The sequence below is a fragment of the Paenibacillus sp. Aloe-11 genome (assembly GCF_000245715.1).
Taxonomy (GTDB): domain Bacteria; phylum Bacillota; class Bacilli; order Paenibacillales; family Paenibacillaceae; genus Paenibacillus; species Paenibacillus kribbensis.
The window spans coordinates 109,147-135,611 of record NZ_JH601081.1 but is presented as its reverse complement, the minus strand read 5'-3'; the positions used below and the strand labels follow the sequence as shown (position 1 = coordinate 135,611).

The 26,465-nt window shown below is 47.6% G+C and carries 19 protein-coding genes and 1 pseudogene; 12 read left to right on the top strand and 8 right to left on the bottom strand.

Annotated features, from left to right (window positions below; genetic code table 11):
* Positions 1-196: 196 nt before the first annotated feature.
* The 5 genes from WG8_RS24790 to WG8_RS24770 all read left to right on the top strand — a co-directional run bounded on the left by WG8_RS24790 (position 197) and on the right by WG8_RS24770 (position 4,663).
* Positions 197-514 carry a PTS sugar transporter subunit IIB gene (locus tag WG8_RS24790; RefSeq protein WP_007433040.1) on the top strand — a complete coding sequence of 106 codons (318 nt, stop codon included), beginning with the start codon at positions 197-199 and terminating at the stop codon, positions 512-514.
* Positions 507-839, top strand: coding sequence for a PTS lactose/cellobiose transporter subunit IIA (locus tag WG8_RS24785; protein WP_007433039.1), 333 nt, complete (start codon positions 507-509; stop codon positions 837-839). Before WG8_RS24790 ends, WG8_RS24785 begins: the two co-directional genes overlap by 8 nt.
* A 92-nt stretch (positions 840-931) precedes the next feature.
* Complete coding sequence (gene celB, locus WG8_RS24780; RefSeq protein WP_007433038.1) at positions 932-2,260, top strand: PTS cellobiose transporter subunit IIC; 1,329 nt, start codon at positions 932-934, stop codon at positions 2,258-2,260.
* Positions 2,261-2,333: 73 nt separating this feature from the next.
* Entirely contained in the window at positions 2,334-3,743 is a 1,410-nt protein-coding gene (locus WG8_RS24775) for a glycoside hydrolase family 1 protein (RefSeq protein ID WP_043891410.1), read from the top strand.
* 209 nt (positions 3,744-3,952) lie between these two features.
* On the top strand, positions 3,953-4,663 hold the full coding sequence (locus tag WG8_RS24770) for a GntR family transcriptional regulator (protein ID WP_007433036.1): 711 nt from the start codon (positions 3,953-3,955) through the stop codon (positions 4,661-4,663).
* 103 nt (positions 4,664-4,766) lie between these two features.
* Here WG8_RS24770 and WG8_RS24765 read toward each other — a convergent pair whose 3' ends face one another.
* Positions 4,767-6,308, bottom strand: a complete 1,542-nt coding sequence (locus WG8_RS24765) for a family 43 glycosylhydrolase (RefSeq protein ID WP_007433035.1) — start codon at positions 6,306-6,308, stop codon at positions 4,767-4,769.
* Positions 6,309-6,651: 343 nt separating this feature from the next.
* Between WG8_RS24765 and hmpA the strand changes: the two genes are divergently transcribed.
* Positions 6,652-7,881: an NO-inducible flavohemoprotein gene (hmpA, locus tag WG8_RS24760; RefSeq protein WP_007433034.1), complete on the top strand. Its 1,230-nt coding sequence runs from the start codon at positions 6,652-6,654 to the stop codon at positions 7,879-7,881.
* 105 nt (positions 7,882-7,986) lie between these two features.
* Here hmpA and serS read toward each other — a convergent pair whose 3' ends face one another.
* Positions 7,987-9,276 carry a serine--tRNA ligase gene (gene serS, locus WG8_RS24755; RefSeq protein WP_007433033.1) on the bottom strand — a complete coding sequence of 430 codons (1,290 nt, stop codon included), beginning with the start codon at positions 9,274-9,276 and terminating at the stop codon, positions 7,987-7,989.
* 789 nt (positions 9,277-10,065) lie between these two features.
* On the opposite strand from serS, the gene WG8_RS24745 reads away from it, so the two are divergent.
* The 5 genes and pseudogenes from WG8_RS24745 to WG8_RS24725 form a co-directional block, all read left to right on the top strand.
* A complete protein-coding gene (locus WG8_RS24745; protein ID WP_007433032.1) occupies positions 10,066-12,618 on the top strand; it encodes a DUF2339 domain-containing protein in 2,553 nt (850 codons plus the stop codon).
* A gap of 164 nt (positions 12,619-12,782) precedes the next feature.
* A complete protein-coding gene (locus WG8_RS24740) occupies positions 12,783-14,132 on the top strand; it encodes a sodium-dependent transporter (RefSeq protein ID WP_007433031.1) in 1,350 nt (449 codons plus the stop codon).
* 269 nt (positions 14,133-14,401) lie between these two features.
* Positions 14,402-16,357 (top strand): acyltransferase family protein, encoded by a 1,956-nt coding sequence (locus WG8_RS24735; protein WP_043891409.1) that lies wholly within the window; start codon positions 14,402-14,404, stop codon positions 16,355-16,357.
* A gap of 189 nt (positions 16,358-16,546) precedes the next feature.
* A complete protein-coding gene (locus WG8_RS24730) occupies positions 16,547-17,500 on the top strand; it encodes a polysaccharide deacetylase family protein (protein ID WP_043891397.1) in 954 nt (317 codons plus the stop codon).
* A gap of 6 nt (positions 17,501-17,506) precedes the next feature.
* Positions 17,507-17,920 (top strand): annotated as a pseudogene (locus WG8_RS24725) (Rpn family recombination-promoting nuclease/putative transposase); the annotation flags it as partial.
* 71 nt (positions 17,921-17,991) lie between these two features.
* On the opposite strand, the gene WG8_RS24720 reads toward WG8_RS24725, so the two are convergent.
* The 3 genes from WG8_RS24720 to WG8_RS24710 all read right to left on the bottom strand — a co-directional run bounded on the left by WG8_RS24720 (position 17,992) and on the right by WG8_RS24710 (position 22,164).
* Positions 17,992-19,119, bottom strand: coding sequence for a glycoside hydrolase family 88/105 protein (locus tag WG8_RS24720; RefSeq protein ID WP_007433027.1), 1,128 nt, complete (start codon positions 19,117-19,119; stop codon positions 17,992-17,994).
* A 50-nt stretch (positions 19,120-19,169) separates the two neighbouring features.
* Positions 19,170-20,702 (bottom strand): MFS transporter, encoded by a 1,533-nt coding sequence (locus tag WG8_RS24715; protein WP_007433026.1) that lies wholly within the window; start codon positions 20,700-20,702, stop codon positions 19,170-19,172.
* A 112-nt stretch (positions 20,703-20,814) separates the two neighbouring features.
* Positions 20,815-22,164 (bottom strand): right-handed parallel beta-helix repeat-containing protein, encoded by a 1,350-nt coding sequence (locus tag WG8_RS24710; RefSeq protein WP_007433025.1) that lies wholly within the window; start codon positions 22,162-22,164, stop codon positions 20,815-20,817.
* Positions 22,165-22,494: 330 nt separating this feature from the next.
* Here WG8_RS24710 and lepB point away from each other — a divergent pair, with 330 nt between their 5' ends.
* Positions 22,495-23,115 (top strand): signal peptidase I, encoded by a 621-nt coding sequence (lepB, locus tag WG8_RS24705; RefSeq protein ID WP_007433024.1) that lies wholly within the window; start codon positions 22,495-22,497, stop codon positions 23,113-23,115.
* A gap of 62 nt (positions 23,116-23,177) precedes the next feature.
* On the opposite strand, the gene WG8_RS24700 is transcribed toward lepB, so the two are convergent.
* From WG8_RS24700 to WG8_RS24690, 3 genes are all read right to left on the bottom strand, one after another.
* Positions 23,178-24,380 (bottom strand): GTP-binding protein, encoded by a 1,203-nt coding sequence (locus WG8_RS24700; protein ID WP_007433023.1) that lies wholly within the window; start codon positions 24,378-24,380, stop codon positions 23,178-23,180.
* Positions 24,381-24,679: 299 nt separating this feature from the next.
* Positions 24,680-25,510 (bottom strand): carbohydrate ABC transporter permease, encoded by an 831-nt coding sequence (locus tag WG8_RS24695; RefSeq protein ID WP_007433022.1) that lies wholly within the window; start codon positions 25,508-25,510, stop codon positions 24,680-24,682.
* Entirely contained in the window at positions 25,510-26,406 is an 897-nt protein-coding gene (locus tag WG8_RS24690; RefSeq protein ID WP_007433021.1) for a carbohydrate ABC transporter permease, read from the bottom strand. Before WG8_RS24690 ends, WG8_RS24695 begins: the two co-directional genes overlap by 1 nt.
* Positions 26,407-26,465: the final 59 nt, after the last annotated feature.

Genomic DNA, 26,465 nt, shown 5'->3' with positions numbered 1-26,465 from the left:
TGAGGGACAAATAGGTACTCGTTAATTTTTTTTCGAAGAAAAGAAAATAAGTGTCATTGCGAAAAAAGTCTATACATATAAATTAAATGTATAGACAAATAGAAAAAGCGGATTTATAATTACTGTGCAACCGTTTTCTGGTAAACGTTTTCTAGTCGTTAGCATCCAAATCAGACCTTGAAGGGAAGGAACAATCATGAAGAAAATTTTACTGGCGTGTAGCTCAGGTATGTCTACAAGTTTGCTGGTTACCAAGATGCAGGATTATGCCAAGTCCATTGGGGACGAGGCTGAAATTTGGGCAGTAGGTCAAGATCAGGCATCAGAAGACATGGCTAAGGCTGACGCGGTATTGATTGGCCCGCAAATGAGTTTTCTTAAAGGGCAGCTGGAAAAGGAAGCAGCCCAATATGGTATTCATGTAGAAGTGATTGACATGATGGCCTACGGAATGGTTGACGGTAAGAAAGCCTATGAGCAGGCTGTGAAGCTGGTGGAACGTAAAAATGGATAAAGTCAACATAGCTGAACTGACGGAAGAACAAATTAGCTTCCAGCTTATTCTCCATAGTGGAAGCGCTCGCAGTAAAGTGATTCAGGCACTGAGCGAATACCGCAATGAGAATGCGGAAGGTGCGGACGAATTGCTCAAGCAGGCGAAGCAGGATTTGCGTGCTGCGCATGATATCCATTTTCAAATGGTCCAGAAGGAAGCGGGGGGAACCCAGACGCCTTTCTCACTCCTTCTGATGCATGCTGAGGACCATTTGATGTCCACGGCTACCATGAAGGATTTGGTTCAAGAGCTGCTGGAGCTGTTCAAATCCAGAGATCTATAGCTGGACCTGAAAGTTTGTGAAATTTGTGAAATTTGTGACATGAAATGCTTGCAACCATTTGGTGCAAGTCACTTCGCGGGGAGGAATAGGCTTTGTTTGAAAAATTAAGCCGGATACTGATACCTATTGCCGGTAAACTGAACAACAACCGCTATCTTACTGTACTGCGTGATGCATTTATGCTGTCATTTCCATTAACGGTTTTTGGCTCCATTATCGTTGTTATTATCAATCTGCCGTTCTTAAAAGGGTGGATGGGCGAGGGCAATCTGACGACTTTTCAAAATCTGCTGAATATTGCGCCTAATGCCACACTGAACATCCTGACCCTATTCGTGGTCGTCGGGATTGGTTATTACCTATCTCGAAGTTATAAGGTCGAACCCATATTCGGCGGCATGATCGCGTTGGCCAGCTTTTTGATGCTGACCCCGTTCGTGCTGACGCAAGAAAGCGGTGCAACGATTGCCGGGGTCATTCCGGTTGATCGGATTGGGGCAAAAGGCATGTTCCTTGGTATGATCGTTGCTTTTATCGCGGCTGAGATTTACCGAAAGGTGACGCAGCGGAACTTTATTATTAAAATGCCTCCAGGCGTTCCGCCGGCAGTTGCCAAATCGTTTGCCGCTTTGCTTCCGGCGTGTATCACATTGGGCATATTTTTGATCATCAACGTTATAGTTACCCTGACCCTTCACAATAACCTGCATGATTTGATTTATCATGCCGTTCAGGCGCCGCTGGTGCATTTGGGCAGTGGAATTATACCTACATTGATTGCTATTTTCTTTGTTCAGCTCTTATGGTTCTTTGGGCTTCATGGTCAAATCATTATCAACTCGGTTATGGACCCGATCTGGAATACGCTGGCGCTTGAAAACTATGAAGCGTACTCCAAAGGTTTGGAACTGCCGCATATTATCACGAAGCAGTTTGTGGATATTTATACAGTAGGTATTGGTGGTACAGGTATGACCCTGGCTGTCGTGCTCACGATTCTGATCTTCCTGAAGAGCAAGCAATTGAAGCAGGTCAGTAAGCTGGCCCTTGGACCGGGTCTGTTTAATGTCAACGAACCCGTCATATTCGGTCTGCCGATTGTGATGAATCCGCTTATTTTCGTTCCATGGGTCATTTCTCCAATGATCGTTACGCTGATTACTTACTTTGCCATGTCCACGGGTATTGTGCCGCCGCCCAACGGGATACAGGTTCCTTGGACGATGCCGTTGTTCTTTAGTGGAATGATGGGTACGGGCTCCCTGATGGGTGGCGTGCTGCAACTGTTTAATATGGCTGTCGTCTTTATCATCTGGTTCCCGTTCCTGAAAATTATTGACCGGATGAACGTTCGTAAAGAGCAGGAAGAGGAGCTTAGCCAAGCAGCCCTTGCAGGTAAGGATCAAACTGTTGGAATGTAACGTGAATGGGCTGCTGAAATAGCAGCTTGTTCATTGCAAAAGAGAGAGGAGTAGAGCTGTGAATCATACCGAAATGAAAGATATAGAGAAGCAAGCGATTCAGTACCGTTTTCCATCCGACTTCTGGTGGGGTTCATCAGCTTCGGCTACCCAGACAGAAGGAACCGTGGAGGGGGACGGCAAAGGACCGAACATTTGGGATTATTGGTTTGAGCAGGAGCCGAACCGTTTCTATAACGGAGTCGGCCCTGCCGATACATCCCGTTTCTATACCCGTTACAAAGAGGATATCGCACTCATGAAAGAGCTTGGTCACAACTCTTTCCGGTTCTCCATTTCCTGGTCGCGTCTGTTTCCGGCGGGAAGAGGTGCAATGAACCAGCAGGCGGTTCAGTTCTATAATGCCGTCATTGAAGAATTGCGGCAGGCGGATATTGAGCCGTTTGTGAACCTGTATCATTTTGATTTGCCGATGGCTTTACAGGAAAAAGGAGGCTGGGTGAACCGGGAGACGGTCGAAGCTTACGTAGATTACGCTAACACTTGCTTTGAGCTGTTCGGGGATCGTGTAGCCAAATGGTTTACGCATAACGAGCCGATTGTCCCGGTGGAAGGCGGCTATCTGTACGATTTTCATTATCCGAATGAAGTGGATTTCGGCAAAGCTGTACAGGTGGGATATCATACCCTGTTATCGAGCGCAAGTGCCATTAAGGCTTACAAAGAGGGAGGCTATAAAGGTAAAATCGGTATTATTTTGAACCTGACGCCGACCTATCCGCGTAGTCAGCACCCGGCAGACGTGCAGGCTGCTGAAATATGCGATGCGTTCTTTAACCGTTCCTTTTTGGACCCATCTGTGACGGGAGAATTTAATCCTTTGCTCGTAGAGCTGTTACGCCAAGAGGGATTTTTACCTTCAATGGAGGACGGAGATCGGGAGATTATACGCCAGGGTACTGTGGATCTGCTGGGCATTAACTATTATCAGCCGCGCAGAGTCAAGGCCCGTGAAAGTCTGCCAAATCCAGACGCGCCTTTTGTGCCAGAACGTTTCTTTGACTATTATGCCATGCCTGGTCGCAAGATGAATGAGATGCGGGGCTGGGAAATTTATGAGAAGGGGATTTACGATATTCTGACCAATGTCAGACAAAATTACGGCAACATTGAATGTTTCATTTCAGAAAACGGAATGGGCGTTCAAGGTGAGGAAAAATTCAGGGATGCACAGGGCATGGTCCACGATGAGTATCGCATTGACTTTATCCGTGAGCATCTCAAATGGGTTCAACGGGCCATCACGGAAGGCTCCAATGTGAAGGGCTATCACTTATGGACGTTTATGGATAACTGGTCCTGGACGAACGCTTATAAAAATCGCTATGGCTTCGTGTCTGTCGATCTTCAGAACGAAGGCAAAAGATCCGTTAAACAGAGTGGGCACTGGTTTAAACAGGTGATCGAAAATAACGGATTCTAAGGTGATAGGTGGTCCTCTGGACCGCCTTTTTTTCTTCATCGCTGGAAATGAGCTATGCTGTATACCGCTGGTGAGAAAGTATAATGTTCGGTATACTACTTATACCGTAATACCTTAACGTCCCGCCTGCAGAGACATAAGAACCAGCGCTACCGGTGTTTTTGGTAAAATGCTGACATAAAACAATTTTTAGTACAGGTGGTAGACAGATGAACAAATACGAGCGGATTGCACAAGAGGTCAAACAGCGTATTATGAATAAGACCTATAGCGGTGATGATCCGATTCCCGATGAGATTTCACTGGCAAGTGAGTTTCAGGTAAGTCGGATGACGATTAAGAGGGCATTGGATACGTTGGTGATGGAAGGGCTGCTGAATCGTAAAAGAGGACACGGCACCTTTATCGTCAAATCGGTTCATAATGGTCCTGTTAACGTCGTGGTCAATGAAATGCTGGGGTTAACCAACGTACTGCGCGGGAAAGAAATCAAAAATAAGATTGTCGCCTTTGACGTTCAATTTCCATCCAAGGAAGTAGCGGCTCATCTATTTATTGATGCCAATTCTCCTGTATATCATGTGATCCGTCTGCGTGTTGTGGAGGGTGAGCCGTATGTTATCGAGCGCACGTACATGCCTACGAAGCTGATCAGCGGTATTACCGAGCAGGTGCTGTACGGCTCGGTGTATCAACATATTAAGGAGGAGTTGGGCCTTAATATTGTCGGTTCACATCGTACAATCCGCGCGTCCAAGTCGACGGAACTGGACCGTGAGCATTTGGACTGTGCAGCGGATGATCCAATTTTGGAAATTGAACAGGTGGGTTATCTGGATACGGGCATACCATTTGAGTACTCATTCTCGCGGCATCGGTACGACAAATTTGTGTTTACTACGGTGAACCGGATGCGTTGAGCGGCGTGTACGAAGCGGATGGTAATGGGTAAAAAGAAAACATGGCAGAAGGAGCTTCCTCTATGCAGGTGCTTCCCTGCCATGTTCTTTTTCATGAAACGAATTAGTTGCCCAGCAGTCTGACTTCATGCACCGTTGGGGTATACCAGTTGTTTGGATTATTAAATAATACCGCATTTACGAGATTGATTCGCACGTAGCGGGCTTGGAAATTGACTTTGTCACTGGTAAAGCCATACGCAGTATTGGTCGTGCGGTCAATGGTGGAATAATGAATTCCATCCGTGCTGTATTCAATTTTATATTTGTAATACGCTTCAGAGCCTTTGTACATAAACCATGAAATATCCACTTCGCTGATGGTCTTGGTACTGCCCAAATCGACCTGCCACCAAGCAGGCCAGGATGCAGATGCAGCCTTCCACGAGGTTTGGGCGTTGCCGTCGTTCGCCAGTGAAGCCGGAGAAGCGGATGCAGCAGAGCTGGCCGTCGCTGTTTTGCCTTGCGCGTGATTCACAAGGGACGGCAAGATGACCGAGCCTGTTGCCGCATCCAGATCCCAACTACTGTACCAGTTCAGGGTTGCTGTTTTATTGGAGTCATTCAGCGTCAGCGGCAACCAGATGAATTTGTGATCACTCAGGTTGAGTGGATTCCAGCGGTCGCCCATATAGATGTAGCTGGTGCCTGCGCTGCCTGTAATCGTGGCGATGGAGTGAATTTGCGAACCATAAGCTGCCGGGTCACCGAAGGGCGACAGCGCAGACCAGCTTCCGGTCATGGAGCTGGCGGTGGCGTAGGCTCCCTGGTTCGGATACCAGCCGGATGCCTGCGAGGTGAACAGGTAGTAGGTGTTGTTTTTTTTCACAACAGCAGGGGCTTCGCGGTAGCCATTCTCGAAGATCCAGCCAACAAATGACTGTACTCCCGTATAGTCGGCTGTCAGCTTGAAGATCGCCATCGTATCGTTGGCCCCGCCATTTTTACGGGAAGCTGTAATAAGGTAGCCGCTACCGTCGGTATCCGTGAACACTGTCATATCACGGGACTCGTAATTCAGCGGACGGAAGCTGCCTTGGTAGACAAAATTCCCGTCGGGTGTATCGCTGGTAGCAACAGCTACACGACCGAGCGAATAGTCTGTACCATTTTCATAATGCGCCCATAGTACATATTTTCCGGTGGTTTTGTTGTAAATAACCTTGGGTCGTTCGATTTTGCTGGAATTTAACTCAGGGGCGGAATTTTTGGTGAGAATGGTGCTGCGGAAGGACCAATTTTTCAGATCGGTTGAGGTATATACGTTCACCTTTTCAAATTTCCAGTTCTCGGCATGCTCGCCGTACCAATAATAAGTGGAGCCTACTTTTAGAATATTGCCGCTGTTCGCCTGTATCGGGTTGCCGGCAGTGTCTTTCCAATCCGTTCCGTTGGTAATGGCTGTGCTTGCTGCTGCGTTCAGAGATAGCTCTGCACGGGTAGCGTCCAAACCATTCAGTGCCTGAATCGCCTCGGTCCCATAGGTTGCATGAGTCACGCCTGTCGTATTGGCATGTGCTGCATCGGGTTGAAGACTTGTACCGGCCACTGCGAGCAAAATACAAATCCATGCGCCTAACCATTTGCTGCTGTTGATCCACTTCACGATATCATCTGCCTCCCTTAATACGGATAGGATGGGCCGGAATGGCTTGTCCCGTGCCTCATCTTCGATTTTATCTTAATTGGAAGCGTTTACAAGTGGAATAAATTGAAGTCTTATAGCGGTGAGCCAAGTTTTGGAAAGGTCATTACTTACACCGGAAAATATTCATGAATGTGCGATTTGTCATTGACGTGTTCGAATATTTCAAATTTAAAGTGACTGCAATCACATTAACGGTTACTTTATGTGGGTATACTGGGCTGTAAATGGAGGGTTAACAATGGGGTGCATATGGTGAAACACCCTTTGTTCATCTTATTTTGGAGAGAAGAGGGATATAAAGATGCTGAGTGAGCAAACCATTGCAACGATTAAATCGACTGTACCTGTCTTGGAGGTGCACGGAACTACGATCACCAAGCGTTTTTACCAGATGATGTTCGAGGCTCATCCCGAGCTGCTGAATATATTCAATCACGCTAACCAGAAGCAAGGACGTCAGCAAGGGGCACTGGCCAATGCTGTATATGCGGCTGCACAGCACATTGATCGTCTGGAGGAAATCCTTCCGGTGGTGCGGCAGATTGCACATAAGCATCGTAGTTTGGGAATCCGGCCTGAGCATTATCCTATCGTCGGAAAATATCTGCTTGCTGCGATCAAGGACGTGCTGGGGGATGCGGCTACAGATGAGATCATTAACGCTTGGGCCGAGGCCTATGGTGTGATTGCTAAGGTATTTATAGACGTGGAAGCTGAAATGTACAACGAGGCGGAACAGCAGCAGGGAGGCTGGTCAGAATTTAAGAGCTTTGTTGTGCAGAAAAAGGTCAAGGAAAGCGACCAAATTACGTCCTTTTATCTGGTGCCGCAGGATGGACAGGTGCTGCCTGCATTCGAGTCTGGGCAATATATCAGCCTCAAGATGCAGATTCCGGGTGAACATAATACCCACATCCGTCAATACAGCCTTTCGGATGCCCCAGGACAACCTCACTACCGGATATCCGTAAAGCGCGAGGATGCCGTAGGGACCCGTCCGGCGGGTAAAGTATCCGTGTATCTGCATGAGCAGGCACAGGAGGGCGATGTGCTGCAGGTATCTGCACCGGCTGGTGATTTCACGCTGGACCAGGCAGATCACAGACCTGTCGTGCTGATCAGCGGTGGCGTCGGGCTAACCCCGATGGTCAGCATGCTGGCTTCCTTGGTGAAGTCTGCCCCGGATCGCCCTGTCACCTTTGTCCATGCAGCAGTCAATGGGGATAACCATGCTCTGCGTAATGAGGTGGAAAAGTTGGTCGCCGCACATGCACAGGCCGCAGTTCGGTGGTGTTACAGCAGACCAACAGAGCAGGATCGGCTGACGCAGGCCTTTCACAAGGAAGGCCGTCTGGACCTGCCCTGGCTGCAATCCGTGGTGCCGGAACGTAACGCCCAATATTACTTTTGCGGTCCTGAGGCGTTCATGCAATCGGTGTATGGCCTGTTGAAGGAGTGGAATATCCCCGTTTCGGATATCCACTATGAGTTTTTTGGCCCTGCAAGTGTGTGGGAAGCAGAAGCGCAGTGAGCATCACAAAAAGACGAAGGATAGCTGTCCTTCGTCTTTTTTGCGATGATTACAATGGGAAATCGTACTTATTGGTTACTAATTCTTCTTAGTGTGCTCGTGTTTTCATAAGATGGGCGGACGCAAAAATTCCATACGCTGCGGCATATACTGACGTAAAGCCTCTGGAATACGGATCGAGCCGTCCTCCTGCTGATGATGCTCCAGCAACGGGATCAAAATCCGGGGCGAAGCGACCGCGGTATTGTTGAGTGTGTAGCAATATTGCAGCTTGCCGTTCGCATTGCGGTACCGGATGTTGGAACGGCGCGCCTGAAAATCAAGCAGCTGTGACGACGAATGTGTCTCGCCATAAGCCTGTCGGCTGGGCATCCATGTCTCAATGTCTACCTGCTTGTAGGTTTTTTGCGCCATGTCGCCTGTACAGACCGCCATTTTGCGGTAGGGTAGCTCCAGCAGCTGAAGCAGGTCTTCCGCATTGCGCGTAATCTCCTGAAACATCTGCTCCGAAGCATCCAGACTGGCTTCGCAGAGCACGACCTGCTCCACCTTGGTGAACTGGTGTACACGATATAGTCCGTGCACATCTCTTCCGGCTGAGCCTACCTCATTGCGGAAGCATACCGATACAGCCGCCAGCCGGATCGGAGCGGTGACATCTACGATTTCACCGCTGTAATATGCGACCAGCGGAACCTCCGAGGTGCCTACGAGCCATTGATCCTCCCCTGCGATGCGGTAGGTCTGATCCAGCCCAAGCGGGAAAAAGCCAGTGCTGCGCATCGCCTCCGAGCGTACCATTAGCGGAACATCCAGTAGCTGGAATCCCCGCTCAGTCAGCAGATCGACTGCAAGCTGCTGCACGGCCCGGTGCAACGCCACTCCCGCTCCCGTCAGGTAATAGTTACGGGTTCCGGCTGTTTTGACACCGCGAGGAACGTCGAATAGGCTGTGCAACTGGCCGAGTGCCATATGATCCTTCGGTTCAAATCCGAAATCGGGTATCATTCCGACCCGTTCCAGTTCTATGTTATCTTCATCCGATCTGCCCCGTGGCGTATCTGGCGATACGATATTAGGCATCAGAAGCAAGAGCTGTTGAAACTGCTCCTCCACTTCCTGCTGCGGGACTTCCAGACGGTCTAATTGTCCGTTAATTTCTTTGACCTGCCGCTTGGCAGCCTCTGCCTGTTCATTCTTTCCGGCATGAAGCAGCGCCCCGATATCCTGACTACACTGATTACGCGTCTGACGTAGCTGTTCCACTTCCTGCAGCAGCTCTTTTCTCCGATCATCCAGGGTCAGCAGCTCTGCCACCGATACCTGCATTCCTTTGTTGTCTGCTGCTGTTTGTACCTGTTCCCGATGCTCTCTGATCCATTTGATGTCCAACATGACACCGCACTCCCTTTCGGATAAAAATACAAAAAGCGCCCTCATCCACATGGGACGAGGAGCGCTTATATCTCGCGGTGCCACCCAAATTGACCGGACAGCATGACAGATGTCATGACTCTCCAATCCACTTTGCTCCGCTGTAACGGGCGGGTCCGGTTTACTTAGGAACACATATTGCCATAACCTACGCTAACGTATGATCCTTGGCGTAAACGCCTCCGAGTTGGATGCTCTTCACAGGCACAATGTCGTTTGCTTTTTTTTAAGTATACGGATTTTCGGCAGGGCAATCAAGGGTATGAGTGCTGTGCATAGGCTTACTTACTTTTTTCATCATGATCCTTCCAATAAAAATAAATACACAGCGTAATCAAGATCAGTGGAAATAAGTAAAAAGCATCATTAAACCCTGAGGAATGGGTGACTCTTAAATAGTATAGAAGCCAAAACATAGACATGCTTGCTATCAAAGCCATGGTGCCGCTCACTGAATACATGTATATTTCTCCCTTACTAAGTGTAATAGAAATATTGCAAAAGTAGATGGTATTTACAACATTATAATGTATTTTACGGTATTATCCATATTTCATATTTATGAAGGAAAGAAGGTAGGCTTTATTTCTCATGTAAGTTCGTCCTGCTTCACCTGCGTTGCAAAAACTGGAATAATATAGAATTAAAATACTCATTTCGCTGTTCAAAATGGGCTATAGTCTCTATAATGCCTTTTTAATTTCATGTAAAATGTAATGATTACCAAAATGAACAGCGAGGGAGGAGAACATGGAGGATTTTAAAGATCGTTTACATACGATTCGCCAGGAACAGAACAAGCTGCTCAAGGAGTATCAGACATTAATTGCAGACTATGAAGCCTCGGATATCATTCTGGAGAATGAGGAGCTGCGACAGAGGTTTGAGGAATATCAGGCTCGTTGCATTCAGTTGGAAGAGCGGGTACGACATATGGAGCAGGAAAATGGAAGGCTGCGCACTTCGCTAACGGAGCAAATGCTGAGTGAAAAGGCGAATATGATTCGCATTTCCCGTGAAAAACTGGAGACCTATTTTGCATCCAAAACAACAGAGGGGCAGAATCGGCTGACAGCCTTTGAATATGGGGCCAAGAACCGGGTGGACCAGCTTGTTCAGCAAGCCACTCATGAGCTTAAAGAGGATCAGGACGAAATCGTTGCCAGATTGCGGCTGTTCTCGGAGGAGATCCATCACCGGATCGTAGAGCAACGCCAGCGATTTCAGGAAGCAGAACAAAAATTACTCCATCAGATGGCAAGCGAGCTCCATCAGCTTGAAGAAGAAGAGATCAGCGAAGAAACGATGCAGAAGCGCATGAAGCAGAATCAGTTCGAAATGAAGCTAGGCTTGAACTGGATCAATAAGCTGGGGATTTTGCTCATTATTTTGGGTGTAGGAGCCGCCTTTAAATATTCATATTCAAACTGGTTTACAGGCAATATGAAGGGTGTAGCCTTCTTTCTGCTGGGAGTGCTGATGCTGGTCGGCGGCGAATGGCTGTACCGCAAGCAGAAGCAGACCTTTGCGCTCGGTATTTTGGGCGGCGGGATTTCCGTGCTGTATGGATCGATTTTCTACAGCTATTTTTTGCTGGAGATCATAGGAATGTATACAGGCATCGGCTTGTCCGTACTGGTTACGGTGACCGCTGTGCTATTGTCATTAAGGTATGAATCGCGAACGATATGCTCTTTTGGTTTAGTAGGGGGATATCTTCCGCTGTTTTCCTATATGGCAGCGAACGGGCTGGAAGGGAATGCGGTTTATATCGCCATGGGTTATCTGTTTCTGTTGAACCTGCTCATTCTGCTCGTATCCTTGCGCAAGCGGTGGGTCATTGTGCAATATATCAGCTTTTTGCTCAATACACCTTTGATGATTGTGCTGGCGTGGTTATCGGAAAGCACCGCAGCGAGCATGCTGTATGCAGTTATTACATTTACGATGTATCTCGGTATGACGCTGTGGGTGCCTTTCCGTTTAAAAATAAAGCTGTCATGGCTGGATTTCTCCCTGCTGGCTCTGAACACCGTCGTGAGCTGCAGCGTTCTGTACTCTCTCTTTGGTGATGCGGGTCTGGATGATTACAAAGGTCTGCTGGCATTTGTCTTTTGCTTGGTGTATGGGGGTCTGGGACGATGGGTTAGTCGATATATTCCAGCGGAGAAACAAACGAAAATATTATTTTATGCGACTTCACTGACCTTTGCTATCCTCATGATTCCGTTCCAGTTTGGAGTGAGATGGCTATCCATGGGCTGGTTGATCGAGGCCGTGCTCCTGACTTTGTGTGGGTGCCGTTACCGGTTGAAGGAATTGGAGCGAGCAGGCTGGGGCATTTTAGGACTATGTCTGGGCGCATTCTTTTTCGTCGATTTCCCTATATACCTGCTGTCAGGCTTTGAAACGGATTATTTCGGGCTCAAATACACACTCATTACCCTCGGGATGTTGGTTGTTACTTTCTTTTATGCCATTCAATTCAGTCGTCCGGATGCGTTCAAAAACAATCGTTTATATGAAATGCGTATCATGCAAGGGTTTAAATATGCGGCTTTGTTGAACGTGTACTGCTACCTCTTGTATGAAGCCGGGCACTGGTACAACATCGTCGTATCGGACGGATTTGCCCATTACACCTTGTACAAGGTGTTGCTGTACACGTGCGTGTCGCTGGTCTTGGCTTATTTCCTGCCTAAGGTGAAGCTGTTGTACGATCGGGTGATTAAATACTACAGTCTGGCATTGTACGTCATAGGCTATACGTTGGGACTGTTGGTTACCGTAGCGGTTCCGACCTTGCATGAAAATTATGCGCAAAATACGGCTGCTGATTATGTAGCGTTGACGGTACTCGCAGCTTTTAATGTACTGGTCTTCTTCAGCAGCAGGGATTTCCTGAATTCACTGATGACACGTCATTATCGAAGCATAGAGTTGTATCCGGTCATTATGGGGGTATATTTGCTGGGCATTATTACTGCCTTTCTTGGGGTTCAGTTCCGTCTGGGGGATGCAGGTCTCGTATTCAGTCTGGTATATTTACTGCTGGCGATTCTGTATATCGTATACGGCTTTCTCAAGCGGTTGGTCTATATTCGTAGATTCGGTCTGGGACTGACCCTGCTGTCGACAGGCAAGCTGCTTTTATATGATCTGCACCTGTTAACAACAGGAAGCACCATCGTAGCCTACTTCTCCTTCGGTGTGGTATTGCTGGCAATTTCGTATATTTATCAAAAAGTATCCAATCGCATGGGAGAGGCCATTATAAAGCAGGATGTCGAAGAAAAAATGTAGTTTTTTGTAGAATTGTGTAGATATTCGACAATATGAAAATAAATTCGATAAATAGTGAAAAATTTTGTATGACCTTACATCCTACTTACGCTATAATGAGTAAAAATTATTTATGTACGCATGCTTATGTTTATGCGGAAGTAGAGATGAATGAGGGGGATATAATGAGTTTGAGCAAGGGGCAGAATAGCCTGTCTGATAAAAATGAACGCTTCTCGTCGGCCGGATTTATCTTGGCAGCGATCGGGAGTGCGGCAGGACTGGGTAACATTTGGAAATTTCCGTATATTACTGGACAATATGGCGGAGCTGCATTTTTCTTGTTGTTTATTGTCTGCCTGTTGCTTGTAGGCTTGCCAGTCCTTTTAGCGGAGCTTGCGCTTGGGCGTGCGGGTCGAGGAAGTGCTGCTTCTGCCATGGTCAAAGTGGGCGGTCATCCGATTTGGGGCAAGATGAGCATTATGTTTGTTATCGTGCCATTTGTTATTTTATCGTTTTATTCTATTGTAGGAGGCTGGACACTGCACTATGCCGTAGAGGCATTCAGTGGAAGTCTGTTTTCAAATAATGATTTTGCTGGACAGTTCGCCTCCTTTTCCTCAGGCTACGCTCCGTTGGTTTGGCTGTTGATTGTTTTTGCATTTACAGCAGTCGTGGTTACGCTTGGGGTATCGAACGGGATTGAAAAGTTCAATAAAATTTTGATTCCTGCCAAGGTTATTCTGTTGCTCGTGTTAATGATAAATGCACTTATGCTGCCAGGTGCGAGTGGGGGCGTATCCTTCTTCCTGAATCCTGACTTCTCTAAACTTAGCATAGAGTCTGCATTGGTTGCTTTGGGACATGCCTTCTTCTCGCTCTCACTGGGGATGGGGATTATGGTCACGTACGGTGCTTATGTGGATCGTCGACAATCGCTTGGCGGAGCCATGCTGGCAGTTGGTGGCGGGGATTTAATCTATGCATTTATCGCAGGTATGATTATTTTCCCTACAACCTTTTCCTTTGGAATTAACCCGGCTCAAGGGCCGTCTCTGGTCTTTATTGCTTTACCGGCTGCGTTCTCTGCCATGCCTTTCGGTGCTTTCTTTGGCGGGTTGTTCTTCGTACTGCTGGCGGTTGCTGCATTAGGTTCTATGGTATCCTTGCTGGAAGTACCCGTAGCCTATGTTATGGAACGGTTCCGTTGGAGCCGGGTTCGCTCGGTTATCATCGTATCTGTCCTATGCCTGATGCTGGGTGTCCCTTCTGCATTGTCCATGGGACTGGTTCCGGAATTGAAAGTCGGTGACAAATCCTTCTTTGATTTCGTTGACTTCACAGCTTCCAACATCTTCTTGCCGTTAGGCGGCTTGCTGATCGTTATATTCACAGGTTACTACTGGAAGACTGCGGGTGAGCATGCGAATCTCAAACCCTTCTGGTTCCGCGTATGGTTGTTCGGTCTTCGGTATGTTGCACCGATTCTGATGCTGCTGGTCTTCCTGCACACCTCAGGAATTATCAAATTTTAAGCAAAACCAACAAGAAGGTATTTTCTTCCCAAGGGAAGAGATACCTTTTTTTGTATATCTATCAGTGCTTACCTAACTGTGGAAAGGGGTGATATAATAAAAACATTGTCATTAATTTTAACTTCAATGAAATCATTACGATTATGAAGTTCTATATAATGAACAAAAAGGCTACAGGGCATCGCACAGACGATGTGCAGGAGAGGGAAAGGGCAGAAGAGGTTGGAACAGACAGGGAGCTTGAGTTTGCAAGAAGGACGGCGGCTGAAATGAAATTGAATCGGTTGCCATCACAACGTCGTTATATGCCAGGCTTGGATGGATTAAGAGCGCTGGCGGTCATCGCAGTTATTGTGTATCATCTGAGTCCGGACTGGTTGCCGGGTGGTTTGTTGGGTGTAGGCGTGTTTTTTACTTTGTCAGGGTATTTGATTACCGATATTTTGGTCAGTCAGTGGGATACATATCATAGCTTTAAAATGAAAGATTTCTGGCTGCGTCGTGCCAGAAGGCTGCTGCCTGCCATGTTGACGGTTGTGGCTGTCATTGTTCTGTGCTCGCTGCTTTTCGATCCGTCACGGCTTACAGCCTTGCGCGGAGATGTACCTGCCGCTTTAGTGTATATGAGCAACTGGTGGTTTATTTTTCATCAGGTTTCGTACTTTGAAAGCTTTGGGCCACCTTCTCCGCTCGGACATCTGTGGTCGCTGGCGGTGGAGGAGCAATTCTATATTTTGTGGCCGCTACTGCTGGCGCTGGGGCTTAAATGCATGCCAAGGCGCAGTGCACTCGCCGGCTGGGTGACAAGTCTGGCGTTCATCTCTGCGCTTCTGATGGCCGTGATTTACGTGCCGGGAAGCGATCCGAGCCGGGTGTATTATGGCACGGATACGCGCGGGTTCGCTCTGCTCATCGGTGCAGCGCTGGCCCTGGTATGGCCGAGCGGCAAGCTGAAAGAGCAGACCTCAGCCAAGGCGCGGTTGCTTTTGGATAGCATCGGCGCCATTAGCTTGCTTCTGCTGTGTCACTGGGCGTGGGCCTCGAATGAATATGACCCGTCTCTGTACCGGGGTGGTTTGTTAGGCATCGCGCTGGTCACTGCTATTGTAGTCGCAGCATTGGCACATCCGGTGAGCCATCTCGGCCGACTGCTGGGACTCAAGCCCTTGCGCTGGATTGGCGCCCGTTCCTACGGGCTGTATCTGTGGCATGTTCCGGTAATCACACTGACGACACCTCAGGTGGATACCGATGGTGTGCATGTCACGCGAATCATTGTACAACTGTTAGCTACCATACTTCTGGCGTCACTCTCGTATAAATATATCGAGGTGCCGATCCGCCACGGGGGATTCCGTAGCTGGCTTACGGGAATCCGTTCAGCGGTTCGCAGACAGGCACGGTGGAGATGGATACCTGCAACGGCAGCATCTATGCTTTTGGTAGGCGTGCTTGCAGGTGCTGTTCACCTGTACGTGGCGTCTCCTGATGCAACGATACAGGCAGCATCAAGCGATGAGAAGCCTATTGCGAAGTCAAAGGCGATGCCTCCGCTTCATGGAACGGTATCCGTGGCTTCCAGAGAGTCCCAGGTCAAGCCGCCGCAAGCATCCCAAGGCAGCAAGGAGCAGACTCCAGCGTCGACCGGGCCCCAAACGCCCAAAAATACGGCGGTCAAGGCTGGGACTACCGATAACCTTACGACACCTTCGGATATTTCAACCCAACAAGCTGCGCCTGCGACAGTTGATGGCTCAAGTGTGACCGCGATTGGGGACTCGGTCATGCTGGATGTGCAGTCGTACATTGAGGAATCCTTCCCAGGCGCTGTTGTAGATGGGCGGATCGGCCGTCAGATGGCGGAAGCGCCTGCCGTGCTGGAGCAACTGAGGCAGAATGGGCAACTGGGGAAGACGGTTATTATTGAGCTGGGCACGAACGGTGCTTTTACCAAGGACCAGCTATCCAATCTGCTGGCCAGTCTGAAGGATGCGAAGCGTATTATACTTGTGAATACCCGTGTACCACGACCGTGGGAGAGCATTGTGAACAAGCATCTTGCCGAAGCGGCCTCCCAGGACTCACGAATTACGATGATCGATTGGTACGGAGCCAGCTCTGGTAAAAACTCATACTTCGAACATGACGGAGTCCATTTGAAACCCAAGGGCGCTAAAGCCTATGCGTCTTTGCTGGCTCAGGCCCTAACGAAGCAATCTTCATGATTGGCAATCATACTTCATACATTTCTTTAAGCTATGTAAGTGAAAAACCACCGGGAGTAGGCTATCCCCTGATCCGGTGGTTTTTCTTATTTAGTATCCGAAGGGAAGCGCACTTTGTGGTAAAGTAACCTATGTAAATATGTCTATATTGAGAGAAATATTAAATGTGGTGTGGAGGTACATAAGCTTATGGAAAAGGGCTATTCACATAGTAGGGCAAGCGAGTACCGCTCAAAGAGGAACAGAAGAAGACTCGTGTTGGCTGCTATTTTATTATTTATAGTGGGTTGTATTACTTTGATTACAATTATGTTTTCAGACAGCAAACCAGCGCAAACACAGGAGCTTGCTAAAAAGACAGATTCCGTTGCGCATGATCCATCTAAAGTAAAAGCAAATACGGATTCCAAGGGTAAAGCAGCTTTACCAAAAGACGAGACCGGCGTTGAAGATGGCGCTTTTGTTGAGAAATATTTAAACCAGCAAATGCTCGGACAAAAGCCGGATGGAGCTAATGGAAAAAAGGTAGCCTACCTATCTTTCGATGACGGACCATCTGTGACGGTAACACCTCAAATACTGGATATTCTGAAAAAACAGAAAGTAAAGGCAACCTTTTTTATCGTAGGCAAGGAAGCCAATGAAAACGAACATACAAGGAACATCGTCAAAAGAATCGTTAAAGAAGGCCATGCGATCGGAAATCATACGTATTCACATAATTATAGGTATTTGTATCCTCACAGGAAAGTAAATACTGAGCGTGTTATGAAGGATATTGAAAGGAATAATCAGGTCTTAAAGAGCATTCTGGGGCCGGACTTCTCTACAAGAATGGTCCGATTTCCGGGAGGCCATATGACATGGGAGAGAAGAGATCCGCAGGGGATGGCTGCATTGGATAAAGTACTGCTACAAAAGGATTACCATCAAGTAGATTGGAACGTGTTAAACAAAGATGCAGAGGGTAAGCCCAAGAAAGCAGCCGCATTGATAAATCAATTTATAAAGTCAGTAAAAGGTCGGGAAAAGGCCATAATCTTAATGCATGATACCTATGGCAAGGAAGAAACTGCAAAAGCTTTGCCACAAATTATAGAGTATCTCAAAAAGCAGGGATATGAATTTAAGATTATGAAGTAGATAATCGATATTGAGCTACATTTTCTGGAGTTGCCAAAACTGGACGATCACGCGGTTCCCGTTGAAAATGGTGGATTGGTCAACTGGTTACTATTTTTAAAGGGCGCCGATAAATCCAATTGGGAGGTGCTGAAGATGAATGAGCCTGTATTAAAGAAAGCAATGGATACGTTAGAATTTCTTAGTCAGGATACAGAAGCCCGCCGATTATATGAGGATAGACAGAAATACTTGCATGATGAAGCTTCTATGATTGAAGGAGCGCTAGCTGAAGGCGAGGCTCGTGGTGAGGCTCTAGGTAAACGGAAGAAGGCGGTTGAAATGGTCAAAGAACTTCTTGCTTTGGGAGTTGAAATTTCCATTATAGTAAGAGCCTCTGGGCTGTCTGAGTCAGAGATTTTGGCTTTAAAAAATAAATGATGGATCGCAAAAGGACGAGGGTCATTAGCCCTCGTCCTTTGTATTGCAGCATATGGAGTTGCTCTCTGCTTTTAGATCCGCTCTGCTTCACCCATCGCCTGAATAAAAGCACCGATTCCTTTAGGATCGTTGGTTACAATAGGCTCGCTGATATAGTAGGCGAATGTACCGTCCCGACGATCTTTACCGCCCAGGCCGCTTACTTGCACCGTTTTGTTCAGATTCACAAGTCCTTCTTCGGTAATCGTAATAAATTCATCGATAATCCCCTTGCGGATGATTTCCGCTTCTTGGCGATAATGCTCTGGCAAATAGCCTTTGCGTACGCCTTTGGCGATCGCATACAGAATCATGCAGGAAGCGGATGCTTCCAGATAATTACCTTTCACGTGGCCCAGATTGAGCACCTGATAAAAGACCCCGCTAGCTTCATCTTGGACCTTCAGCAGAGCTTCCAGTGTTTCTGTCAGCATATTGATCAAGGCAGGACGATCTGCATGATCCTCCGGAATATAGTCCAGCACGTCAACGAGTGCCATGACAAACCAGCCCATCGAGCGGCCCCAGAAGTTTTTGGAACAGCCTGTCTCCGGGTTGCACCAAGGCTGCTCATGCTTCTCATCCCAAGCGTGGTAGAGCAGACCTGTTTCAGGGTCACGCGTATGTTTGTAGCATAGCTTGAATTGCAGGGTCACATCGTCAAACTCTGATGAATCTCCGAATTCGCGGATAAATTCAGCGTAGAACGGTGCACCCATGTACAGGCCATCCAGCCAAATTTGGTATGGATAGATTTGCTTATGCCAGAATGCGCCCTCGCTGGTGCGCGGATGTTTTTCCAGCTGACTGCGTAATTGGTAAGCTGCCTTTTTATAACGTTCATCCCCTGTGGCACGATACAGAGTGAAGAGCAGCTTGCCGTTGTTTACGTGGTCAATGTTGAACTCATCTACTTTATAGCGCTGAATGACGCCATTTTCGTCAACAAAATGATCCATTTGTTTCTTTACATATTCCATATACTTGGGATTACCTGTTAGCTCGCCAACCCATTCCAGGCCTTTATAAATGACACCGTGGTCATATTCCCATTTTTCAAAAAATTCAGGACTACGTGCCAGTACAGAGTCGCTCATGCGTACAGCCCAGGAATCTGTTTTTGTCGGATTAGTCGTTGGTTGTGATATCGGATTTGCCATGATACAGTCACCTCTTTGGAAAATGTTCGATCGATGATCGTTGTTTTGGTTTACATGGACGGAGTATGTGTCTTAGGGTCAACGGGTTTGTTCTTGAAGCCTACATTGTTGTTGCCCCAGCACCGATCGTAATTAAACCCTGTCAGCTGTTCGAACACCTTACGTGCTTCCGGCTTGGCTGATTTCATGGAGCCCCCGTTTTTGAGACGATCAATTTCGGTGATAAGCTTCTTGTGGCTGTCAATGTCCAGCTTCATGATGACGGAAGCAATCATACCGATGATCGCCAGAGCGATCGTGCCGACGACGAGTACATAAAAGATGGCGTGCTGGGCAGCAAGCGGTTGGGTATCGGCTCCGGATACGAAGCCATAGTGCTGTAACACCCAGCCGAGAATGAAGACGACAACGGCCCGCACCATTTTGCCAGCAAACGTCATCATACCCGCGTAAATGCCCTCGCGGCGACGACCAGTCAGTGCTTCATCCACATCGGCAAGGAACGTATATTGGTTCCAGGGAATGTAGTAGACACCGCCTGTACCAAGTCCCATGAACAGTGTGACCACGTACAACCACATCATCATATTGGAGGCACCTGTCAAGTAGAGCACGCCGTAGCCCAATACGCTGAAGCAAACGATGACGAGTGCGGCGATGAAAGGCATACGGAAGCCTTTGCGCACGCAAAATTGAATGAACAAATAGGTGGAAATCAGTTGAATTACAGAGTTAAAGCTGTTGAGATTGGATACCATCTCCGAGCTTTGGAACAAGGAGAAGACAATAAAGTACGTGAAGGCAGATGTGAACAGCCACTCGGCTGAAAAGCCCCCTAAATACATACCAAGATGATGACGGAATGTTTTCACCCGGAAGGTCGATGAAATATCGACGAAGAGCTTTTTCATGGAATCAATAAAAGAGAGAGGAGCCTCGCCTTCCAATTCCTTTTGCAGCTCCTCGTCGGGACGTTCCCAGGAGTTTTTGTACAAAAATGCCATAGCAATCAGCAGAATCGCTGCAAACACAAGCCCGGTGTACAAAAAGGGCAATGGAGAATCTTTGCCGTAAGCGGCGATAAAGCGACCAGGGATGAAGGCAGCAGCAAAGTTGGCCATTTTACCGAACATTGCTTTCCATCCAGTCAGTCTGGAGCGAGCGCCGAAATCCCGGGTCATCTCTGCGGCAAGTGCTTCATACGGCACCATAACAGAGGTATATATCAGCTCAAACAGCACGTAGGTACTCAAGTAATACCAGAAGCCCAACCCATCTACCCAAAGCAACGGATACACGAGCATCAGCGGGATACCCAGCATGATGAAAAAACGGCGTCTGCCGAATTTACGGCCCAGGCGGGTTCGGTGAAAGTTGTCGCTGATGAAGCCCATGATCGGATTGCTGACTGCATCTATAATGCTGGCAACGGAGAAAATGGCTGCGGCCTGAACTGGAGACAGTCCGCAAAAGGTCGTATAGAAGTACATAAGCCATGCGCCGCTGACGGCAAGTGCGCCGCTTCCCAGCATGTTACCGCTTCCATAGGCGAGAGTGTGTTTCAGTGTGATTTTTCGTTCCATGGTCTGTTCACCTCATATTTTCTATGGTTATGAGGACAATCACCGGTCACTATATAATGCAGAATTGTCTAAGTTGGTAGATGGGCCAGGGCGTCCTGATTGGAAGGGGCTTTTAGCGCGCCCCTATATTGGTACCGCTCGGTGTTCCCGAGCCGATCAGATCGCTTCCCTTGGCCAGCTTAAGGAAATTGCCCAACTGGATGGAACCGTCTGCACCTCGTGTGATGGAAGGCGTGAGACTGACAAAATCGTCTGCACTGACTACCAGACCTTTGGCATTCGTTGATTTTTTGTTTTTCCACCAAACACTGGAATTGTCTTGATCTGTACCGCTTGTTTTGTCACTGGAGCTTCCCTCAAAGGAAAGATTATTGATGAACACGTGATCACCCTTGTCAAAAGCAAAATTACTTTGTCCATTGTCCCATGAGGTATTATTGGTCAACGTAATGCTGCCAGGATTGCTATTGTAGGTGAAGCCATGCTTCTTGTTCTGGAAAGCAATACTGTTTTTCACGATATGGTTGACCTTGATTTTGTCTCCACCCAGCTTAAAGCCGTTGCCGTCACTGTTCTTGGTAGACGTTCCATCTGAGGTCTGCCCGTTGTGGTGGGCAACACTGTTCAAAATCGTTACTTCACCGATAGGGCCCGTTTCGGTTTTGCTATACAAATCCCAGCCATCGTCTACGTTGTACGCAGCCAAGCAGTTATCAAATACATTGCCTGGTCCTACAGTCAGCTTGGCTGCAAAACCGTCGGCATCCTCACCATTATCGGGATCAGCGTTATCGTGAGAGTAGGAATTCAAAATCAAATTGTTTGAAGGCCACTCACTGTTGGAGGCGGTAGTGGAGTAACGTCCGAGCTGGAGTCCAGTATCCCGGTTGTGGTGGGTTTCCACATTTTCAATCCGGTTATTGCTGCCGCCAATATAGATACCGTTATCCCCGGCACCTTTGACTTCAAGCCCTTTTACCAGCCAATAGTCTCCGTTAAGCTGAAGTCCCCGGTTGCTTGAACCAAAGGCTTGAGCTGAAAAATCAAGCACCGGCTTTTCGCTGCCGTAAGCAACAAGCCCCTTGAGTGAGCCCTTGCTTCCGTTATTCCCATGCTGAACGGTGATCGTTGAGGAGTAGGCGTAGTTGCCGCCGCGCAGGTAAATCGTCTTACCCGGTGCAATTTGTGTTAGTGCTGCTTCAAGAGTGGTCGGACTGGATATGGTGCCCGGATTGGACACGTTACCATTTGGTGCTACGTACAAGTCGCCCGCAGCCAAGGTTGTGGCAACAGCAGATGAATCAACTGTGCTGGAAATCTCTGTAGAGAGGGCAGAGGAAGAAATGCTGGATGACGTATCTGCGTAAGCGGTTCCAATAAGGCATGAAGAAGCGAAAACAAAAGAAACACCGAGGCTTAGAGCGTTAAAGCCGTGTTTTGGACGATCATTGCGTTTAAACATGTAAATTCCTCCTTATTTGAGTTCTTATTTTGAAATAGATAGCATATTTACAAGCGGTCCATGCTGTCTTTCGAGTAAAAACAGGACACCTCCTGGGTGACAGATTCTCCTACCCTATGTCCAAAACGCTCTAAGATGCATATGCACAGTGTAATATATGTTAACGTTTGCATCAACAGTTTTTTGCTGTTTTTTTTGAGATTGTGAAAAAAAGTTCACACATTTGTTTCAACTAAAAATGTAGCTTTGCCAGATTGGGAAAATTTGATTATACTTAAACATTATACATATAATAGGAATGAAATCTGTGAGAAAAGGCGGGTTTAACGCATGGAGAACGGGAATGATTTGACGAATCCAACGTCTAAAGAATTGCTGGAAAAGCAGCCGCTAGCTAAAAGCGAGATGATAGATTGGCTTAAAGCGATTATTGTAGCCATTGTGCTCGTGTTCATTATACGTTGGCTGCTATTTGCGCCATTTATCGTTGAGGGAGCATCCATGGAACCGAACTTCAAGACAGATGAACGAGTTGTCGTGAACAAGATCATTTATAGTTTGCGTGATCCCAAGCCCGGTGAGGTTATTGTATTTCATGTCAGAAAAGAAGGTGAGGATTTTATTAAGCGTGTCATTGGTGTTGCGGGGGACCAGATCCAATACCAAGGCGACAATCTGTACGTAAATGGCAAGAAAGTAGAGGAGTCCTACATTCAAGGGGCCATCCAGAAGGCGCATGCCAAGGGAGAGCTATATAATAATGTGGACTTTCCAAACGGGACCATAACGGATTCCAAGGTTCCCGAGGGTTATATATTTGTCATGGGTGATCACCGCAATAACAGCAGGGACAGTCGTGCCATTGGCTTTGTCTCCATTAAAGATATTGTTGGACGTGCAGATGTGATATTTTGGCCGCTGGACAGTATGCAGTGGGTCAAGCACAAATAATATAGGTTGAGCTTAAAAGCTACCTATCATGCCACTGCATATTTTCTAGTTCAGCTTATATATTATATTTTTTTCGTAAAAGGGTCAGGCAGCTTCCGCCAGTCCTGTTCCATCTCTTCAGGAGTCAGCAGCGTCTCATCCAATGTACGTTCGATCTCTTCCCGGTCCATATCGATACCGATGAATACAAGCTTGGTAACCCGGTCGCCATATTGTTCATCCCAGTCAGGTGTCTTTTCAAAATCCTCGCCGAGATAGTATTGTCGTTCTTCTTCAGTCAAAGCAGATACCCATAGCCCTGCGCGCGCGAATTGCTTGGAGCTGCCCGCCTGACTGAATGTAAAAGCAGTACGGTTCTGCGTGGCGAACCACACCAGCCCCTTGGAACGGACAACCTCAGCAGGCCATTGTGCCAGCCATTTCAGCAAGCGTTCGGGGTGAAATGGAATCTTGCGCTTGTACACAAACGAAGCAATGCCGTATTCCTCTGTCTCCGGTATGTGCTCATCTTTGTTCATTTCCTGTATCCAGCCAGCCGCTTGACTGGCTGCTTCAAAATTGAAGCGATGCGTGTTCAAAATTTCCTTTGGATCAACTTTACCGTATTCGGAACGAAGGATTTTGGCGTTCGGTTGAATGCCGCGCAGCGCTTTTTCCAGTCGTTCCAGCTCCTCCAGGGACACAAGATCACATTTGTTAATGATCAGCACGTCACAGAATTCCACCTGCTCTATCAGCAGATCAACGATGCCGCGTGCATCCTCCTCCGCCACTTCCTGCCCACGCTCCTTGAGCGAGTCTCTCGAATAGAAGTCCTTCCAAAATTCCGGCGCATTCACAACGGTCACCATAGTATCCAGTCGCGTCAGCTTGGTCAGATCTATGCCATTCTCTTCATCTACATAGCTGAACGTCTGGGCAACCGGAATCGGCTCGCCTATGCCCGTAGACTCAATAAGGATATAGTCAAACTTTTTGTCGAGCGCCAGTCGCTCCACTTCCTTTAATAAATCCTCCCGCAAGGTGCAGCAGATGCAGCCGTTGGACATTTCCACCAGCTTCTCATCTACGCGCGATAATCCTCCACCGTCACGAACGAGATCGGCATCTATATTTACCTCACTCATGTCATTGACAATGACAGCTACACGCAAGCCTTCGCGGTTGTTCAGTACATGGTTGAGCAGCGTGGTTTTGCCGGCGCCGAGGTACCCGCTTAGTATCGTAACCGGTATTTTCTTTTCCGATTCCATCGTGTTTGCCAACGTAATCACTCATCCTTTCGAAAGTTTATGAAATGCTGAATATGTTGCAGTACTTTTCTTTTTCGAATTACTTAATCGTAATAATTACGAATAATAAAAATAGTAAATCATTAATGAGAGAAAATGTCAAGGAAAGGGAGAGGTAGCTGACGACAGAAGAGATGCTCAAGGCATTGGGGCGGTTTAAGGCTTAGTGTGGTGCTATACAGATGCACAGGCTCGATTATGATAAGGCCAAGAGGACTTGCGTTAATCACACGCAAGTCCTCTTTTTTCACCTTTATATTCATATAGCTGTCTCAGCCCTTTACAGCTCCGGCAACAACGCCTTTGACAATGTATTTTTGCAGAAAGATAAATACAATAATGGAAGGCAGCACAGCCATTACCATGGCGGTCATGGCATATTGCCAGTCTGACGTATACTGACCGACGAAGGTATAAGCCGCCAGCGTAAGCGTTTTGGTGCTGGGCGAGCCGTTAACCATGAGCAGGGGCAGCAGGAAATCATTCCAGATCCACATCACGTCGATAATAACGATGGTGGCAGTGACTGATTTCAGCAAGGGGAAAATCACGGAAAAGAAAAGCCGGAAGCCCGAGGCTCCGTCGATCTTGGCGCTTTCGTCAATCTCGGCGGGAATGCCTTTCACGAAGCCGTGATAAATAAATACGGCCAGCGGTGCGCCAAAGCCCCAGTACAATAGCCCTAGCCCCCAAGTGCTGTCCGCCAAATTCAGGTCTTTTGCCAGCCGCAGGACGGTTAGCATGATGGACTGAAACGGAATCAGCATCGGCATGATGCACAGCATGTATATCACGGAGCTCCATTTACTTTTGGTTCGTGCCAGCTTGTAGGCGGCGATAGAGGATATCAGCACGATACCTGCCAGGCCGACCACTGTAATGATCGTGTTGTTCAGAAACAAGCGTGGGTAGTTAATAAACTGCCATACATATACGTAGTTATCCAGCGAAAACTGTTTGGGCAGCGCAATGACGTCGGTCATGACCTCAGCGAAGCTTTTGAACGAATTGTTAATGGCGAGAAACAGCGGGTACAAAAATAACAGCGATAATACAATCATGCCCGCTTCCAGCAAAATACGTCCCGTACGGCTGCGTTGCATCAGGCTTCAACCTCCCTGCGTTTGAAAATAGACAATTGAATGATTGTAATGATCAGTACGGCGACGAATAAAATCAAAGCTTTGGCTGTCCCGTAGCCGTATAGATTGTTCTGGAACGTGTCCCGATAAATATCATAAGCAATACTGTAGGTCGTACCTCCCGGTCCACCGCCAGTCAGGGATAAAATGACGTCGAACACCTTGATCGAATTGGTCAATGCCATGAAGACCGAGATGGTAATGGAAGGTGCGAGCAACGGCAAAATAATACTGAAAAACCTGCGAATCGGCCCTGCTCCGTCTACAATGGCAGCTTCCTTCAAATCATCCGGTACGGATTGCAGGCCTGCAATGTAAATCACCATGTAAAAGCCAATCGATTGCCAAATGGATACCGCCAAGATGGAAACAAACGCGAGTCCTTCCTCACCCAGCCAGCTTAGCTGGAAGATGCCCCAGCCCGTACTGTGCCCCAGTGATTCAAAGCCTTGCATGAAGATAAATTTCCATATAAATCCGACGATCACGAGGCTGAGGATGTAAGGGATAAAGAAAGCCGCCCGCAGCCAGGCCGAGCTTTTCAGCTTCATGTCAAGGACGAGCGCCAGCAAAATGGCCAGCACGTTCACCAGCACAATGTACAGAGCGGCATATTTGACGGTAAACCAGGCTGCATGTGCAAAGTTGGCGTCTCCGAGCAGAATTTGCTTGAAGTTATCCAGACCTACAAATTTCGGATGTTTGGCAATGCCGTTCCACTTGGTCAGGGAATAGCGTATCGTCATCAAAAACGGAATATAAAATGCAATCGTAATGCACAAGATTACGGGCAGTGTGAATAAACCGAATTCCAATTTACTGCCCTTGTCGCCCCGAATTCCCCTTTTTTTCAGCATAACGCACCTCTTTTTCTCAACATTTTCCGATCTTTCGCTCCAAGCCGTTTGAGATATAA